This window comes from Bacillus sp. R45, from assembly GCF_021729365.1.
Lineage (GTDB): Bacteria > Bacillota > Bacilli > Bacillales > Bacillaceae > Bacillus > Bacillus velezensis.
This window is the reverse complement of record NZ_CP091421.1, coordinates 2,453,095-2,467,154: the sequence shown is the minus strand read 5'-3', so window position 1 is coordinate 2,467,154 and position 14,060 is coordinate 2,453,095. Positions and strand designations below refer to the sequence as shown.

19 protein-coding genes are annotated in these 14,060 nt (G+C 47.2%); all 19 read left to right on the top strand.

Annotated features, from left to right (window positions below):
• Positions 1-36: 36 nt before the first annotated feature.
• The 19 genes from L3V45_RS11960 (at position 37) to L3V45_RS11870 (ending at position 14,016) form a co-directional block, all read left to right on the top strand.
• Positions 37-1,098 (top strand): M24 family metallopeptidase, encoded by a 1,062-nt coding sequence (locus L3V45_RS11960; RefSeq protein WP_003153122.1) that lies wholly within the window; start codon positions 37-39, stop codon positions 1,096-1,098.
• 24 nt (positions 1,099-1,122) lie between these two features.
• Positions 1,123-1,680 carry an elongation factor P gene (gene efp, locus L3V45_RS11955; RefSeq protein WP_003153123.1) on the top strand — a complete coding sequence of 186 codons (558 nt, stop codon included), beginning with the start codon at positions 1,123-1,125 and terminating at the stop codon, positions 1,678-1,680.
• 147 nt (positions 1,681-1,827) lie between these two features.
• Positions 1,828-2,109, top strand: a complete 282-nt coding sequence (locus L3V45_RS11950; RefSeq protein WP_003153124.1) for a YqhV family protein — start codon at positions 1,828-1,830, stop codon at positions 2,107-2,109.
• Between the two features lie 76 nt (positions 2,110-2,185).
• On the top strand, positions 2,186-3,109 hold the full coding sequence (spoIIIAA, locus tag L3V45_RS11945) for a stage III sporulation protein AA (RefSeq protein WP_236837014.1): 924 nt from the start codon (positions 2,186-2,188) through the stop codon (positions 3,107-3,109).
• Positions 3,103-3,618, top strand: coding sequence for a stage III sporulation protein SpoIIIAB (gene spoIIIAB / locus L3V45_RS11940; RefSeq protein WP_003153126.1), 516 nt, complete (start codon positions 3,103-3,105; stop codon positions 3,616-3,618). The genes spoIIIAA and spoIIIAB overlap by 7 nt, the downstream gene beginning before the upstream one ends.
• A gap of 22 nt (positions 3,619-3,640) precedes the next feature.
• Positions 3,641-3,847 (top strand): stage III sporulation protein AC, encoded by a 207-nt coding sequence (spoIIIAC, locus tag L3V45_RS11935; protein WP_003153142.1) that lies wholly within the window; start codon positions 3,641-3,643, stop codon positions 3,845-3,847.
• Between the two features lie 12 nt (positions 3,848-3,859).
• Complete coding sequence (gene spoIIIAD, locus L3V45_RS11930) at positions 3,860-4,249, top strand: stage III sporulation protein AD (RefSeq protein ID WP_071392571.1); 390 nt, start codon at positions 3,860-3,862, stop codon at positions 4,247-4,249.
• A gap of 32 nt (positions 4,250-4,281) precedes the next feature.
• Positions 4,282-5,490: a stage III sporulation protein AE gene (spoIIIAE, locus tag L3V45_RS11925; protein WP_003153145.1), complete on the top strand. Its 1,209-nt coding sequence runs from the start codon at positions 4,282-4,284 to the stop codon at positions 5,488-5,490.
• Between the two features lie 16 nt (positions 5,491-5,506).
• On the top strand, positions 5,507-6,127 hold the full coding sequence (gene spoIIIAF, locus L3V45_RS11920; RefSeq protein WP_015388014.1) for a stage III sporulation protein AF: 621 nt from the start codon (positions 5,507-5,509) through the stop codon (positions 6,125-6,127).
• The gene (gene spoIIIAG / locus L3V45_RS11915; protein WP_003153148.1) at positions 6,120-6,812 is read left to right on the top strand and encodes a stage III sporulation protein AG; all 693 of its coding nucleotides are present in this window, start codon (positions 6,120-6,122) and stop codon (positions 6,810-6,812) included. Before spoIIIAF ends, spoIIIAG begins: the two co-directional genes overlap by 8 nt.
• Positions 6,813-6,815: 3 nt before the next feature.
• Positions 6,816-7,466, top strand: a complete 651-nt coding sequence (locus L3V45_RS11910) for a SpoIIIAH-like family protein (protein ID WP_014305399.1) — start codon at positions 6,816-6,818, stop codon at positions 7,464-7,466.
• 153 nt (positions 7,467-7,619) lie between these two features.
• Positions 7,620-8,099 carry an acetyl-CoA carboxylase biotin carboxyl carrier protein gene (accB, locus tag L3V45_RS11905; RefSeq protein ID WP_003153152.1) on the top strand — a complete coding sequence of 160 codons (480 nt, stop codon included), beginning with the start codon at positions 7,620-7,622 and terminating at the stop codon, positions 8,097-8,099.
• 14 nt (positions 8,100-8,113) lie between these two features.
• Complete coding sequence (accC, locus tag L3V45_RS11900) at positions 8,114-9,466, top strand: acetyl-CoA carboxylase biotin carboxylase subunit (RefSeq protein ID WP_003153154.1); 1,353 nt, start codon at positions 8,114-8,116, stop codon at positions 9,464-9,466.
• 21 nt (positions 9,467-9,487) lie between these two features.
• Positions 9,488-9,895: an Asp23/Gls24 family envelope stress response protein gene (locus L3V45_RS11895; protein WP_003153156.1), complete on the top strand. Its 408-nt coding sequence runs from the start codon at positions 9,488-9,490 to the stop codon at positions 9,893-9,895.
• A 264-nt stretch (positions 9,896-10,159) separates the two neighbouring features.
• Positions 10,160-10,552 (top strand): transcription antitermination factor NusB, encoded by a 393-nt coding sequence (gene nusB / locus L3V45_RS11890; RefSeq protein WP_003153163.1) that lies wholly within the window; start codon positions 10,160-10,162, stop codon positions 10,550-10,552.
• 11 nt (positions 10,553-10,563) lie between these two features.
• Entirely contained in the window at positions 10,564-11,415 is an 852-nt protein-coding gene (folD, locus tag L3V45_RS11885) for a bifunctional methylenetetrahydrofolate dehydrogenase/methenyltetrahydrofolate cyclohydrolase FolD (protein ID WP_007408350.1), read from the top strand.
• 123 nt (positions 11,416-11,538) lie between these two features.
• Positions 11,539-12,885, top strand: coding sequence for an exodeoxyribonuclease VII large subunit (xseA, locus tag L3V45_RS11880; protein WP_003153166.1), 1,347 nt, complete (start codon positions 11,539-11,541; stop codon positions 12,883-12,885).
• Positions 12,882-13,136 (top strand): exodeoxyribonuclease VII small subunit, encoded by a 255-nt coding sequence (locus L3V45_RS11875; protein WP_007408352.1) that lies wholly within the window; start codon positions 12,882-12,884, stop codon positions 13,134-13,136. Before xseA ends, L3V45_RS11875 begins: the two co-directional genes overlap by 4 nt.
• Entirely contained in the window at positions 13,126-14,016 is an 891-nt protein-coding gene (locus L3V45_RS11870) for a polyprenyl synthetase family protein (RefSeq protein WP_014305396.1), read from the top strand. The genes L3V45_RS11875 and L3V45_RS11870 overlap by 11 nt, the downstream gene beginning before the upstream one ends.
• Positions 14,017-14,060: the final 44 nt, after the last annotated feature.

Genomic DNA, 14,060 nt, shown 5'->3' with positions numbered 1-14,060 from the left:
GGCGGCAGTCAAGAATCGGCGAGGAGGAGAAAGGGAATGAAACTTGAGAAATTGCGAAATCTTTTCGGTCAGCTGGATATAGACGGAATGTTGGTGACAAGCTCCGCCAATCTGCAGTACATGACGGGATTTACGGGTTCGTCAGGCCTTGCGGTCATATCGAAAGAACGTGCGGCATTTATCACGGATTTCCGTTACACCGAGCAGGCGAAGACGCAAGTGAAGGGTTTTGACATTATCGAGCACGGCGGAAGCTTAATCCAAACGGCTGCGGATACGATTCTTGAGTACGGCATTAAAAAACTCGGCTTCGAGCAAAACAGCATGACGTACGGAACATATGCATCCTACCAAGCGGTGCTGCAGGAAGCGGAGATGGTTCCCGTCGCGGATTCCGTTGAAAAGTTGCGCTTGATTAAGTCAAGTGAAGAGATTAAGATATTAGAGGAAGCTGCGAAGATTGCGGATGATGCGTTTGAACATATTCTGACGTTTATCAAACCGGGCATCTCAGAGATTTCAGTTGCAAACGAGCTTGAATTTTATATGAGACGTCAAGGAGCAGACGGCTCTTCCTTTGATATGATCGTCGCCTCGGGAGTCAGATCCAGCCTTCCCCACGGAGTGGCAAGCGGCAAATTGATTGAAAAGGGAGACTTGGTCACGCTCGATTTCGGCGCTTATTATAAAGGCTATTGTTCTGATATCACACGCACCGTCGCGGTCGGAGAGCCAAGTGATAAACTGAAAGAGATTTATCAGGTCGTATACGATGCCCAAGCGCTTGGTGTCCTGCATATTAAACCCGGCATGACGGGAAAAGAAGCGGATGCCCTGACGAGGGATCATATCACCGCAAAAGGCTACGGACAGTATTTCGGCCATTCGACAGGACACGGGTTCGGAATGGAAGTCCATGAATCACCGGGGCTGTCTTTCAGGTCATCGGCCGTTCTTGAGCCGGGCATGGCGGTAACGGTTGAGCCGGGCATATACATACCGGAAGTCGGGGGCGCAAGAATCGAAGATGATATCATCATCACTGAGGACGGCAACCGGACAATTACGCATTCCCCTAAAGAATTAATTATTTTGTGATCGGAATATAGGAGGACATCAAACATGATTTCAGTTAACGATTTTCGTACAGGACTAACGATTGAAGTAGACGGCGGCATTTGGCGCGTCGTTGACTTTCAGCACGTAAAACCGGGAAAAGGAGCGGCATTTGTCCGTTCTAAATTGCGTAACCTGCGCACGGGCGCTATTCAGGAGAAAACATTCCGTGCAGGTGAAAAAGTCGCGAAAGCTCAAATCGAAACAAAAACGATGCAGTATCTTTATGCCAACGGCGATCAGCACGTGTTCATGGATACAAGCTCATATGAACAGCTTGAATTGAACGAAAACCAAATCGAAGAAGAATTGAAATACCTTCTGGAAAATATGTCTGTGCATATTATGATGTATCAGTCTGAAACGCTCGGTATTGAACTGCCGAACACAGTTGAACTGAAAGTTGTTGAAACAGAGCCGGGAATTAAAGGCGACACGGCGTCAGGCGGCACGAAACCTGCCAAAACGGAAACAGGCCTTGTCGTAAACGTACCGTTCTTCGTGAACGAAGGCGATACGCTGGTTGTAAATACATCAGACGGTTCTTACGTGTCAAGAGCGTAGTTAAAGAAATTCGGAGTCTGCTCCTTTTACGGGGCAGGCTTTTTTTGCGTTCTGCCTCAGAATCTTTCTTCTATATGAAAATAGTGAGACTACTTCCGTCAGCTAGAGCATATAGTGTAACAAAATGCTTGAAGTTGGGGGATTGCAATGAAATTTTTGTTCGGTTCAATCAATTCTACTGTTTTAACGATGGCCGGTTTACGAGTTTTGTCCTCGCTCATTGAATTATCTGCCGCTATTATCATGCTTTTGACAAACGACATCAGAAAAGCGGTTGTGGTGAATAGTATTTTGGCAATCGTCGGCCCTCTGATCTTTATCATCACAATGACGATCGGCATTTATCAGATTGCCGGACAGCTCTCATATGCAAAATTAATATTGATTTTTGCGGGGGTGGTGCTGATTTTGGCCGGTGTGCATAAATAGAGGGCCGGGGTGTCATAAAGTCTGTCCCGGATCATACATTTTAAAGAAGCCAATCGGTAAAAAGGAGGAGACTCTATTGAATGAAATTACAGAGGTTCTCCCTGAATTATTGAGAGATGCCATCTCCGCCGTGCCCGAAGAAGCGAGGCGGGATACAGAAGAAATCAGAATCCGGGTCGACAGGCCGGTTGAACTGATCCAAAAAGGACAACCTTTGTATTTGTCATATGTGTGTACGGCCGGCGACGCACAGCTGATCCTCAGCCGGCTCAGCAATTACAGTATGTACACGCTGGAAGAAGAGCTGAAAAAAGGATACATCACAATCAGAGGAGGCCACCGTGTGGGGCTGGCCGGAAGAGTCATCGTCGAAAACGGAGCCGTCAAAGGACTCCGGGATATTACTTCTTTTAATATCCGAATCGCCCGGGAGAAGCTGGGGATCGCAGAACCGCTCATTCCTTTCTTATGGAAAGAAAACTGGCTGAACACGCTGATCATCGGTCCTCCGCAAACGGGGAAAACGACCTTGCTTCGTGATTTGGCCCGGCTTTCCAGCACCGGATCAAAACGCATTCCGGCAAAAAAGACAGGTATCGTAGATGAACGGTCGGAAATTGCCGGCTGCCTGCGGGGCATTCCCCAGCACAGTTTCGGCCGCAGAGTCGATGTCCTTGATGCCTGTCCGAAGGCGGAAGGGCTGATGATGATGATCCGCTCTATGAGTCCTGATGTCATAATTGTGGATGAAATCGGGAGAATGGAAGACTCACAAGCGCTGCTGGAGGCGCTCCATGCGGGCGTATCCGTTATCGTCTCTGCGCACGGATGGAATATGAAAGACTTGGTCAAGAGGCCGTCGCTGAAAATGCTTTGGGAGGAAAACGTGTTTGACCGGTATATTGAACTGTCAAGACGCCGCGGTCCGGGAACGATCAGCAGGATGTACGGAAAGGACGGGGAACCTGTTCCGCATGCTGAAAGCGTGATGACATGCTGAAGCTTTTGGGTGCCGTGTTCATTCTGACGGCGACGACATGGACGGGATTTGAGATCGCCAAAATGTATATTGAAAGGCCGAGACAGATCCGTCAGCTGCGCGCGGCGCTCCAATCGCTTGAAGCGGAAATCATGTTCGGGCATACGCCGCTGCACATAGCTTCGGGACAAATCGCCGCACAGCTTTCCAAGCCTGTATCGTCATTGTTTCAAGCTTTCAGCAGGAGGCTTGAGCAGGGAAGCGATTCCGCCAAAACGGCCTGGGAACAGAGCTTGAAACATAACTGGCCCTCCATGGCGATGAAAAAAAGCGAATACGATGTGCTGAAGCAATTCGGAGAGACGCTCGGGCTCCATGACCGTGTTTCTCAGCAGAAACATATCAAGCTTGCGCTTACACATTTGGAAGCGGCGGAAGCGGATGCCGGACGGGCGCAGGCGAAAAATGAAAAAATGGTGAAAAGCTTAGGATTTTTAGCCGGACTGTTACTCATTCTTCTATTGATGTAAACATGAGGGGAGCAAACATAAAATGGGAGTCGACGTAAATGTCATTTTTCAAATCGCCGGAGTCGGTATCGTGGTTGCGTTTCTGCACACCATACTTGACCAAATGGGAAAAAAAGAATACGCCCAATGGGTGACGCTGCTTGGCTTTATCTATATTTTATTTATGGTGGCGACGATTGTCGATGACCTGTTCAAAAAGATCAAAGCTGTGTTTCTATTCCAAGGATAGGGGGGCTTACAGATTGAGATTGTTCAAATTGTAGGTTTAGGCCTGATCGCCACATTTCTCTCCCTGATCGTAAAAGAACAGAAACCGACTTTCGCGTTTATGATTGTCGTCTTCAGCGGCTGCGTGATCTTTCTCTATCTCATCGATCAGATTTACGACATTATCAGAATGATAGAAAAAATAGCCGTCAATGCAAATGTCAATATGGTCTATGTGGAAACCATTTTAAAAATTATCGGCATCGCCTACATCGCTGAATTCGGTGCGCAGCTGACAAAGGATGCGGGCCAGGGAGCGATTGCTTCGAAAATAGAGCTGGCCGGAAAAATTTTGATACTGGTAATGGCCGTGCCGATACTCACCGTCATTATTGAAACGATTCTCGGACTTATTCCTTCTTGATCATCAATAAAATAGAAAGGGGGGCACAAAAAATGAAGCGCTTTCGGTGGGCGGGGGCTTTTTTGTTCATCCTCTTATTTTTTCAGACTGAATGTGTACAAGCTGCCGGAACAGACGGTGCGTCGCAGGAAACCGCAGTTCACCAAGAATCCGCTGATGAAGTGGCGAAAAAGCAGGCCGAAGCGCTGAAAACAGAAGGCATCGGAAAGTTTTGGGACGACATCATGACAGAATACGGCGGTCTTCTGCCTGAAAGCCAAAAGGGAAGCATCATCGACTTTATTAACGGTGAAAAAACGTTCTCGCCGGAGGCATGGCTGAAGGCTTTATTTTCATACTTGTTTCATGAAGTGCTCGCAAACGGAAAGCTTCTGGGAACTTTGATTCTTCTCACCATTTTTTGTGTCATTCTGCAGCTTTTGCAAAATGCGTTTCAGCAGAGCACTGTCAGCAAAGTGGCTTATGCAATCGTCTACATGGTGCTGATTATTCTCGCTTTAAACAGCTTTCATGTTGCCGTCAATTATGCCAGTGAAGCGATCCAGACGATGACAAGTTTCATTCTCGCACTCATCCCGCTTTTACTCGCGCTTTTGGCGTCTTCCGGGGGAGCCGTCTCCGCAGCTTTTTTTCACCCCGTTATTTTATTTCTGATGAATACGAGCGGCCTTCTCATTCAAAACATTGTCATGCCGCTTATTTTCCTGTCAGCGATTTTAAGCATCGTCAGCACGATGACGGATCAATATAAAGTCACGCAGCTTGCCAATCTGCTCAGAAATATCGCGATCGGCGCGCTTGCCGTATTTCTCACCGTGTTTCTCGGCGTCATCTCCGTACAGGGGGCTTCGGCTGCCGTGACGGACGGGATTACGCTCAGGACTGCAAAATTTATCACAGGCAATTTTATTCCCGTGCTCGGCCGGATGTTTACGGATGCGACGGATACGGTCATCAGCGCATCGCTCCTATTAAAAAACACCGTGGGAATCCTAGGAGTCGGAATTTTGATCTGCATCTCCGCGTTTCCGGCGATCAAAGTGCTCTCGCTCGCTTTTATTTATAAGCTCGCGGCCGCTATTCTGCAGCCGCTCGGAGGCGGGCCCGTCATTACGTGCCTCGGCGTCATCAGCCGAAGCGTGCTGTATATTTTCGCGGCGCTCGCCATCGTCTCTCTCATGTTTTTCCTCAGTATTACAGTCATTATTACAGCAGGCAACCTCACCATGATGATGAAATAAAGGAGGCCCATTGGATATGAGCTTTTTAACAGAATGGCTGACAAGCATTATTTTGTTTATCTTATTCGCCATCGTCATCGACATGCTGCTGCCCAGCTCCAGTATGCAAAAATACGCCAAGATGGTTGTCAGCCTGCTGTTAATCATTGTCATGCTCAACCCGATCTTCAAACTTTTCAAAACAGACCCGGAAATCATCTTCGATTATTTGACAAAACAAGAGCAATCTCAATCCGCTGATATAAAAAATCAAATCAAATCAGAAAAAAAAGAAATACAAGCATCAAACCGCGCATATGTTTTAGAAGAAATGGCTGTCCAACTAAAAAAGAAAGCGGAGGAGATGTTCAGTCATGACGAATACAAAATAGACGACATCCGCCTTACAGCGGAAGAACAGGTTCGTTCAGAAGAAGATGTAAAAACGATCAGCGTGTATATGGCCCCATCTTCTGAAAAAACCGTGCAAACCGTCGCACCGATCGACATCCGCACAGACCGCAAATACGAACCGGAAGGCGCAGCCGAAAAAAAAGAGGCCGCAGACATCAAAGAAAAACTTGCGGATATATGGGAAATCGGCAGTGAGAAAATTACGGTTTATATGGAAGGCGGGGAGAAAAACGGCCATGAATAAAAACGGACTATGGACCATACTCAAAAAACAGCTGATGATCGGACAGGCGAAAGACGGAGAAAAACCAAAACTGACAAAATATCATTACTTTCTGTTCGTGTTTGTGCTCGGAGTATCTTTTATGCTGGTGAGCCAGCTGTTCTCTTCACCGGAGAAAACCGGGAAGGACCAAGCGGCGCAGACCGTCATGTCCGGCCGAACGGAAGACAAAAGCGGGCAAAAAAGCGCACCCGTTTTTAAGGCATCGAAAGACAGCAGCGCCAAAAACACGATCGATGATTATGAAAGAGACTATGAAAACCAGCTGAAAGAAATCCTTGAAACGATTATCGGCGTGGAGGATGTATCAATTGTCGTGAACGTAGACGCAACATCTTTGAAAGTGTTTGAGAAAAATAAAACGAAAAAAGACACCACCACCGAAGAAACCGATAAAGAAGGCGGCAAAAGAAGCGTAACCGATCAAACCTCTGAAGAACAAATTGTCATGATTCGAAACGGGGATCAGGAAACCCCGGTCGTCGTCCAGACGAAAAAGCCCGATATCCGCGGTGTACTCGTTGTCGCTCAGGGAGTGGACAACGTTCAAATAAAAAAAACCATCATTGATGCCGTCACAAGGGTGCTTGATGTTCCGAGCTACCGTGTAGCGGTTGCCCCTAAAAAAATCAAGGAGGATTCATAAATCATGCTGAAAAAACAAACGGTTTGGCTTTTAACAATGCTCAGTCTCGTCGTGGTATTAAGTGTTTATTATATTATGTCGCCGGAAAGCAAAAATGCCGTGCAGATGAAAAGCGAAAAAAGCAGCGGAGAAGTGGCAACTGAAAAAACGCCGGCTCCTGAAACGAAAGATAAGAACGGAAGCGGCACGGATAAAGAAGACGGAACAAAAGGAACGAAAGATTCTAAAGGCGCAAAAGAGGATAAAGAAACATCAGCCGAAGCATCGGACAAAGACGGATCGGTCGCTACAGAAACAGCTGATGAAAACTTATTTACCGCATACCGCATGGAACTTGAAGACGCAAGAAGCAAAGAAAGGGAACAGTTAAACAGCATTGTTTCAAGCGATGATGCGACCGCAAAGGAAAAAAGCGAAGCCTACGATAAAATGACGGCGCTGAGCAATGCTGAAGGGACGGAAAAACAGCTGGAAACGCTGATTAAAACACAAGGCTACAAAGATGCGCTCGTGGATGCTGAAGGAGACAAAATCAACATTACGGTCATGTCTGACAAACATTCAAACGCAAAAGCTTCCGCTATCATTGACCTGGTGGAAAAAGAAATCAAGACGATGAAAGACGTCGCCGTCACGTTTGAACCGACAAAATAAGAGATCTCCACCGCCCGCACCCGCTGCGGGCTTTTCTGATGTCATTTTAGATCAGTGTTGAATTTACACAAGCGCTCCTGTAAGATAAACATAGTATGTACTTTTAGTAGCAACCCATAAATTTCTATTTTTTATACATAGGAGTGGAAACTGATGTTAAAAATCAACGAAATTCATGAACTGATAAAAAGAATCGATGAATCTTCCATCGACGAATTCGTTTACGAAATCGAAGGCGTAAGCCTCAAACTGAAAAAAAATGAAGCGCCGGCAGTGAATGTAACGGGACAAGCTCAAGCCGTTCCCGCCGCTTACGCACCTGCTCCGCAGGCTGCAAAACCGGAAGCGCATGAAGCCGCTCCTGTTCAGGAAGCGCCGAAACAAGACGAAAACCTACACAAAATTACGTCTCCGATGGTCGGAACGTTTTATGCTTCTTCATCGCCGGAAGCCGGCCCTTACGTAAACCAAGGTTCAAAAGTGAGCGAAAATACAGTTGTTTGTATCGTAGAAGCAATGAAACTCTTTAACGAGATTGAAGCCGAAGTAAAAGGAGAAATCGTTGAAGTGTTAGTTGAAAACGGCCAGCTGGTCGAATACGGACAACCTCTATTTCTTGTAAAAGCTGAGTAAGGAGACCTGCTATTATGATTAAAAAGCTATTGATCGCCAACCGAGGAGAAATCGCCGTCAGAATCATCCGGGCCTGCAAAGAGCTGGGCATTGAAACTGTAGCCGTTTATTCTGAGGCAGATAAAGACGCCCTGCATGTCCAAATGGCCGATGAGGCTTTTTGTATCGGGCCGAAAACATCAAAAGAAAGCTATTTAAATGTAACGAACATCGTCAGCGTCGCAAAGCTGACCGGCACGGATGCGATTCATCCGGGATACGGGTTTTTAGCTGAAAACGCCGACTTTGCCGAGCTGTGCGAGGAATTGAACATAACGTTTGTCGGCCCTACGGCTGACGCCATTTCAAAAATGGGAACAAAAGATATCGCGCGCGACACGATGCAACTGGCGGGCGTGCCGATTGTGCCCGGTTCAAAAGGAATCATAAAAAATACCGAAGAAGCGGTTTCGCTTGCAGGTGAAATTGGGTATCCTGTGATTATAAAAGCCACTGCGGGCGGAGGCGGAAAAGGCATCCGGGTCGCACGCACAGAAGAAGAACTGATCAAAGGCATTGAGATTACCCAGCAGGAAGCCGCTACGGCATTCGGAAATCCGGGTGTGTACATCGAGAAGTACATAGAAGATTTCCGCCATGTTGAAATTCAGGTGCTTGCGGATAATTACGGAAACACGATCCATCTCGGAGAGCGTGACTGTTCTATCCAAAGACGTCTGCAAAAACTTCTTGAAGAGTCACCGTCACCTGCGCTTGATTCTGAAATCAGGGAGCAGATGGGCGAAGCTGCGGTAAAAGCAGCGAAGGCCGTCGGTTACACGGGAGCCGGCACAGTAGAATTCATTTATGACTACAGAGAACAGCGCTACTACTTCATGGAAATGAACACGCGTATTCAAGTAGAGCACCCTGTCACAGAAATGGTGACGGGAACGGATCTGATCAAAGAACAGATCAAAGTGGCATCCGGACAGGAGCTTTCGCTCAGACAGGAAGACGTTGAATTTAACGGCTGGGCGATTGAATGCCGCATCAATGCTGAAAATCCTGCGAAAAACTTCATGCCTTCACCCGGTAAAATTAACATGTACCTGCCGCCGGGCGGACTCGGCGTACGCGTGGATTCAGCCGCATATCCCGGCTATTCGATCCCGCCGTACTATGACAGTATGATTGCTAAAGTCATCACATACGGAACAACGCGTGATGAGGCAGTCGCACGGATGAAACGCGCGCTGAGCGAATTCGTGATTGAAGGTATTGAAACGACGATTCCGTTCCATCTGAAACTGCTTGAACACGAAACATTTGTCAGCGGAGAGTTTAATACAAAGTTTTTAGAAACATATGATGTAATGGGCTCATAATTTTTGCGGGAGGTGAATTGAATGGAAGACAACAGTGTGCTTAAAATGGATCATGACGAGGCTCATTTAGGCAAGGTTGAAATTGCTCCTGAGGTCATTGAAGTCATTGCCGGCATCGCCGCTTCCGAAGTTGAAGGAGTTGCTGAAATGCGCGGCAATTTCGCCACCGGCGTCGTAGAACGCTTCGGCAAAATCAATCACGGTAAAGGCGTAAAGGTCGATTTAGCCGATGACGGGATTACCATCGACGTCTATTGCGTCGTTCAATTCGGGATCTCGATCCCGAAAGTGGCGGCAAGCGTTCAGGAGAATATCCGCCAAACCTTATTAAACATGACGTCTCTGACCATTAATGAAATCAATATTCATATCGTCGGCATTCAATTTGACACGAAAGCCCAAGAAGTCGAAATCGACGAAGAAATGTAATGAGCGTATAAAAACCAAGGGGATGGGCAGCCCTTTGGTTTTTTATACGTTTCCCGTCATTTCAGGCATGAAGAAAGCCGGCTTACAAACGGCAGCCGAGTTTCTTCATGCTGTGAAATCCGAATGAAATTAATACGGTTTGTGAAAATATTCGGCATTAGGGTGAAAAAACCTAAATTTCGACATGCGATTGAGAAAAAAATATGTTATGATCTCTTTAAGCTTAACGACAAGCGGATAAAGCGGATCTGAAGGAGAAAGAAAATGAAAAGAAGAACAGCTAGAGAAAAAGCTTTGCAGGCACTTTTTCAGATTGATGTCAGCGATATTGCACCGAACGAGGCCATTGAGCACGCGCTTGATGGTGAAAAAACAGATGCCTTCTTTGAACAGCTGGTGTACGGAGTGATCGAACATCAGGTTCAGCTTGATGAAATGATTTCCGGCCATCTCGTCAATTGGAAGCTTGACCGGATTGCAAACGTAGACCGCGCGATCCTGCGTCTGGCGGTGTATGAAATGGTTTATACTGACGACATTCCTGCTAACGTGTCATTAAACGAAGCAATCGAGCTGGCAAAACGGTTCGGCGACGATAAAGCTGCAAAATTCGTAAACGGGGTTCTTTCTAACATTAAAACTGATATCGAATCATAGGAGGAAAGAAAATGACTGCAACAATCATCGACGGAAAAGAAACGGCTAAAGAAAAACGCGAACAATTGGCAAAAGAAGTAGAAGAGCTGAAAGCACAAGGCGTAGTGCCCGGTTTGGCGGTCATTTTAATCGGAGACGATCCCGCTTCTGTTTCATATGTGACAGGCAAGAAAAAAGCCGCTGAAACAATGGGAATGAAATTTAAGCTTGACCGCTTTGACTCAAGCTTAACCGAGGCGGAGCTTTTAACAGTGATTGATCAGTATAATCAAAATCCGGAATTCCACGGCATTCTCGTCCAGCTGCCGCTTCCGGATCATATTTCTGAAAAAGCCGTAATCGAGCGGATCTCTCCCGATAAGGATGTTGACGGTTTCCACCCTCTCAACGTCGGGAAAATGCTGCTTGGCGAAGATACATTTCTTCCATGCACGCCGCACGGAATTGTCGAGTTATTGAAAAAGACGAACGTAGATCTTTCCGGCAAAGAAGTTGTTGTAGTCGGACGAAGCAATATTGTCGGTAAACCGGTCGGCCAGCTGCTGCTGAACGAAAACGCGACCGTCACATATTGCCATTCCCGCACGAAAAATATGTCTGAGCATACGAAAAAAGCAGATATTCTTGTGGTAGCGGTCGGTAAAGCGAATTTCATCAAAGCCGATCAAATCAAAGAGGGCGCCATTGTCATTGATGTCGGCGTCAACCGTCTCGAAAGCGGAAAACTCTGCGGAGACGTTCAGTTTGATGAAGCGAAAGAAAAAGCATCTTTCATTACGCCGGTGCCGGGCGGAGTAGGTCCGATGACCATCACAATGCTTGCGCATAATACTGTTAAATCTGCCAGACGTACGTTATCATAGATAACCGGAGACAGTCACAAAAAGTGTGACAATGAGCACGATACCCGCTTCTTAAGGCTCCTTTCAGCCAGAGCGGGTTTTCTTAGTTTAGGGCAAAAAGCCTTTATGAAAGGAGTGCAGGATGTGAGTGAAGCGGCATATGTCACGGTTTCCGCGCTGACCAAATACATTAAACGAAAATTCGATGTGGACCCTCATCTTGAAGACATTTGGATTAAGGGTGAGCTCTCCAATGTTAAAATTCATACGAGAGGCCACATCTATTTTACATTAAAAGATGAGCATGCCCGCATGCAGGCCGTCATGTTTCAAAGACAAAGTTCGAGGCTTGCGTTTAAGCCCGAGGACGGAATGAAGGTCATCGTAAGAGGCGGCATTTCCGTCTATGAACCGAGCGGAAGCTATCAGCTGTACGCGAAAGAAATGCAGCCGGACGGTGTGGGGGCGCTCTACTTAGCATATGAAGAATTAAAGAAAAAACTTGCCGGCGAAGGGTTGTTTGATGACCGGCATAAGCAGGCCATCCCCGCTTTTCCGGCCACGATCGGGGTCGTCACGTCACCGACGGGAGCAGCCGTCAGAGACGTCATTACCACACTCAAAAGAAGATACCCCCTTGTGAAAGTCATTGTGCTTCCCGCGCTCGTTCAAGGTGAAAATGCCAGCAGATCGATTGTGAAGCGCATTGAAGAAGCCAATGCACAAAAAATGTGTGACGTCCTGATCGTCGGAAGGGGAGGGGGCTCGATCGAAGAATTGTGGGCATTTAACGAAGAAATCGTGGCCCGGGCGATTTTTGCTTCCGCCATTCCGATTATATCAGCCGTCGGACATGAAACGGATTTTACAATCAGTGATTTCGTCGCGGATATCCGGGCGGCAACGCCGACAGGAGCGGCAGAAATCGCCGTCCCGCACACGACGGACTTAATGGAACGGACAAAAACGGCGGAAGTCCGGCTGACAAGAGCGATGCAGCAGCATATCAGCAAGAAAAAAGAACGGGTTCAATCGCTCCAGTCATCCTACGCGTTCCGTTTTCCGAAACGATTGTATACCCAAAAGGAACAGCAGTTTGATCTTTTGTATCAGCAGTTCCAATCACAGCTCACAGGGCTTACGGACAGGAAACAAAGGCAGCTGGAGCGGAATACGTACAGATTAACGGCGCTCCACCCTGAAACCCAGCTGAAACAGGCGAAAAAACGGTACGAGGAGCGCTCAAATCAGCTCGCCCGAAGCATGAATGTCCAGCTGAAGCAGCTTCATTCGCAGTTTCAGACGGTTCTTGGTAAACTGAATGCATTAAGTCCCCTTCAGGTGATGGAGAGAGGATACAGTCTGGCCTATAAAGACAAAGAGCTGATCAAAAGCGTTGATCAAGTGGAACAAAATGATACGCTTGAAGTAAAGATGACAGACGGCGTTCTGACGTGTGAAGTATTGCAAAAGAGAGGCGAACGAAAATGACAGAAACCAAAAAAAGTGAAGAGCTGACATTTGAAGAGGCGATGAAAGGCCTTGAAGGTATTGTGGCAAAGCTTGAAGAAGGAGACGTGCCGCTTGAGCAGGCGATTAATTATTTTCAGGAAGGGATGGCCCTTTCAAAAATGTGCCATGAAAAGCTTCAGCATGTCGAAAAGCAAATGGACTTTATTTTAAAAGATAACGGCGAACTTGCACCTTTCAGCGTTCAGGAGGAAGACGAAGGTGACAAATAAACTGGACGCATTTTTAGCATCGCGCAAAAAACTGATTGAACAGCAGCTTTCTTTGTATACGGAACGGCTTGCGATGCCTGAAATCCTCAAAAAATCTATGCTGTATTCTTTGGAAGCGGGCGGAAAGAGGCTGCGCCCCCTCGTCGTCTTAGCCGTTCTGAATGCTTACGGAAAAGATGAAAAAGACGGGATTCCGGTCGGATGCGCTGTCGAAATGATTCATACGTATTCCTTAATCCATGATGATCTTCCTTGCATGGACGATGATGATCTGCGCCGGGGAAAGCCCACAAACCATAAAGTCTTCGGAGAAGCGGCAGCCGTATTGGCCGGAGACGGGCTTCTGACAGAAAGCTTTAAATTGATCACATCCCACGTGTCTGAGGCGGTTTCAGCAGAAAAACGGCTCCGTCTCGTCGATGAGCTGATCAGCGCGGCAGGAACGGAAGGAATGGTCGGCGGGCAGGCTGCCGACATGGAAGCGGAACAAAAGCGGATAACGCTTGAGGAGCTGGAATCCATCCACGAGCGGAAAACGGCCAAGCTCCTCGGTTTTTCTGTGACGGCGGGCGCCATTTTGGCAGATGCGCCGGAGGATGAAGTCGAAAAGCTGCGTCTGTTCAGCAGCCATATCGGCATCGGATTTCAAATCAGAGATGACATCCTTGATATTGAAGGGCATGAGGAGAAGATCGGCAAACCGGTCGGCTCAGACACGTCGAATGAAAAGTCAACGTATCCGTCGCTTTTAACGCTTGAAGGCGCGAAAGAGAAGCTGGCGTATCATATCAGCGAGGCGAAACGGATCATCAGCGGCCTTTCTCTTCAGAAAGAACTGCTGCATGACCTCTGTGATTTAATCGCGGCGAGAGATCATTAAAAACGGTCCTGATTTGAAGGGGCTGCCGCTCCTATGGTAAAATG

Coding starts and splice junctions, on each gene's coding strand:
- L3V45_RS11960 (WP_003153122.1), top strand. CDS start 37: ATGAAACTTGAGAAATTGCGAAATCTTTTCGGTCAGCTGGATATAGAC.
- efp (WP_003153123.1), top strand. CDS start 1,123: ATGATTTCAGTTAACGATTTTCGTACAGGACTAACGATTGAAGTAGAC.
- L3V45_RS11950 (WP_003153124.1), top strand. CDS start 1,828: ATGAAATTTTTGTTCGGTTCAATCAATTCTACTGTTTTAACGATGGCC.
- spoIIIAB (WP_003153126.1), top strand. CDS start 3,103: ATGCTGAAGCTTTTGGGTGCCGTGTTCATTCTGACGGCGACGACATGG.
- spoIIIAC (WP_003153142.1), top strand. CDS start 3,641: ATGGGAGTCGACGTAAATGTCATTTTTCAAATCGCCGGAGTCGGTATC.
- spoIIIAE (WP_003153145.1), top strand. CDS start 4,282: ATGAAGCGCTTTCGGTGGGCGGGGGCTTTTTTGTTCATCCTCTTATTT.
- spoIIIAF (WP_015388014.1), top strand. CDS start 5,507: ATGAGCTTTTTAACAGAATGGCTGACAAGCATTATTTTGTTTATCTTA.
- spoIIIAG (WP_003153148.1), top strand. CDS start 6,120: ATGAATAAAAACGGACTATGGACCATACTCAAAAAACAGCTGATGATC.
- L3V45_RS11910 (WP_014305399.1), top strand. CDS start 6,816: ATGCTGAAAAAACAAACGGTTTGGCTTTTAACAATGCTCAGTCTCGTC.
- accB (WP_003153152.1), top strand. CDS start 7,620: ATGTTAAAAATCAACGAAATTCATGAACTGATAAAAAGAATCGATGAA.
- accC (WP_003153154.1), top strand. CDS start 8,114: ATGATTAAAAAGCTATTGATCGCCAACCGAGGAGAAATCGCCGTCAGA.
- L3V45_RS11895 (WP_003153156.1), top strand. CDS start 9,488: ATGGAAGACAACAGTGTGCTTAAAATGGATCATGACGAGGCTCATTTA.
- nusB (WP_003153163.1), top strand. CDS start 10,160: ATGAAAAGAAGAACAGCTAGAGAAAAAGCTTTGCAGGCACTTTTTCAG.
- folD (WP_007408350.1), top strand. CDS start 10,564: ATGACTGCAACAATCATCGACGGAAAAGAAACGGCTAAAGAAAAACGC.
- L3V45_RS11875 (WP_007408352.1), top strand. CDS start 12,882: ATGACAGAAACCAAAAAAAGTGAAGAGCTGACATTTGAAGAGGCGATG.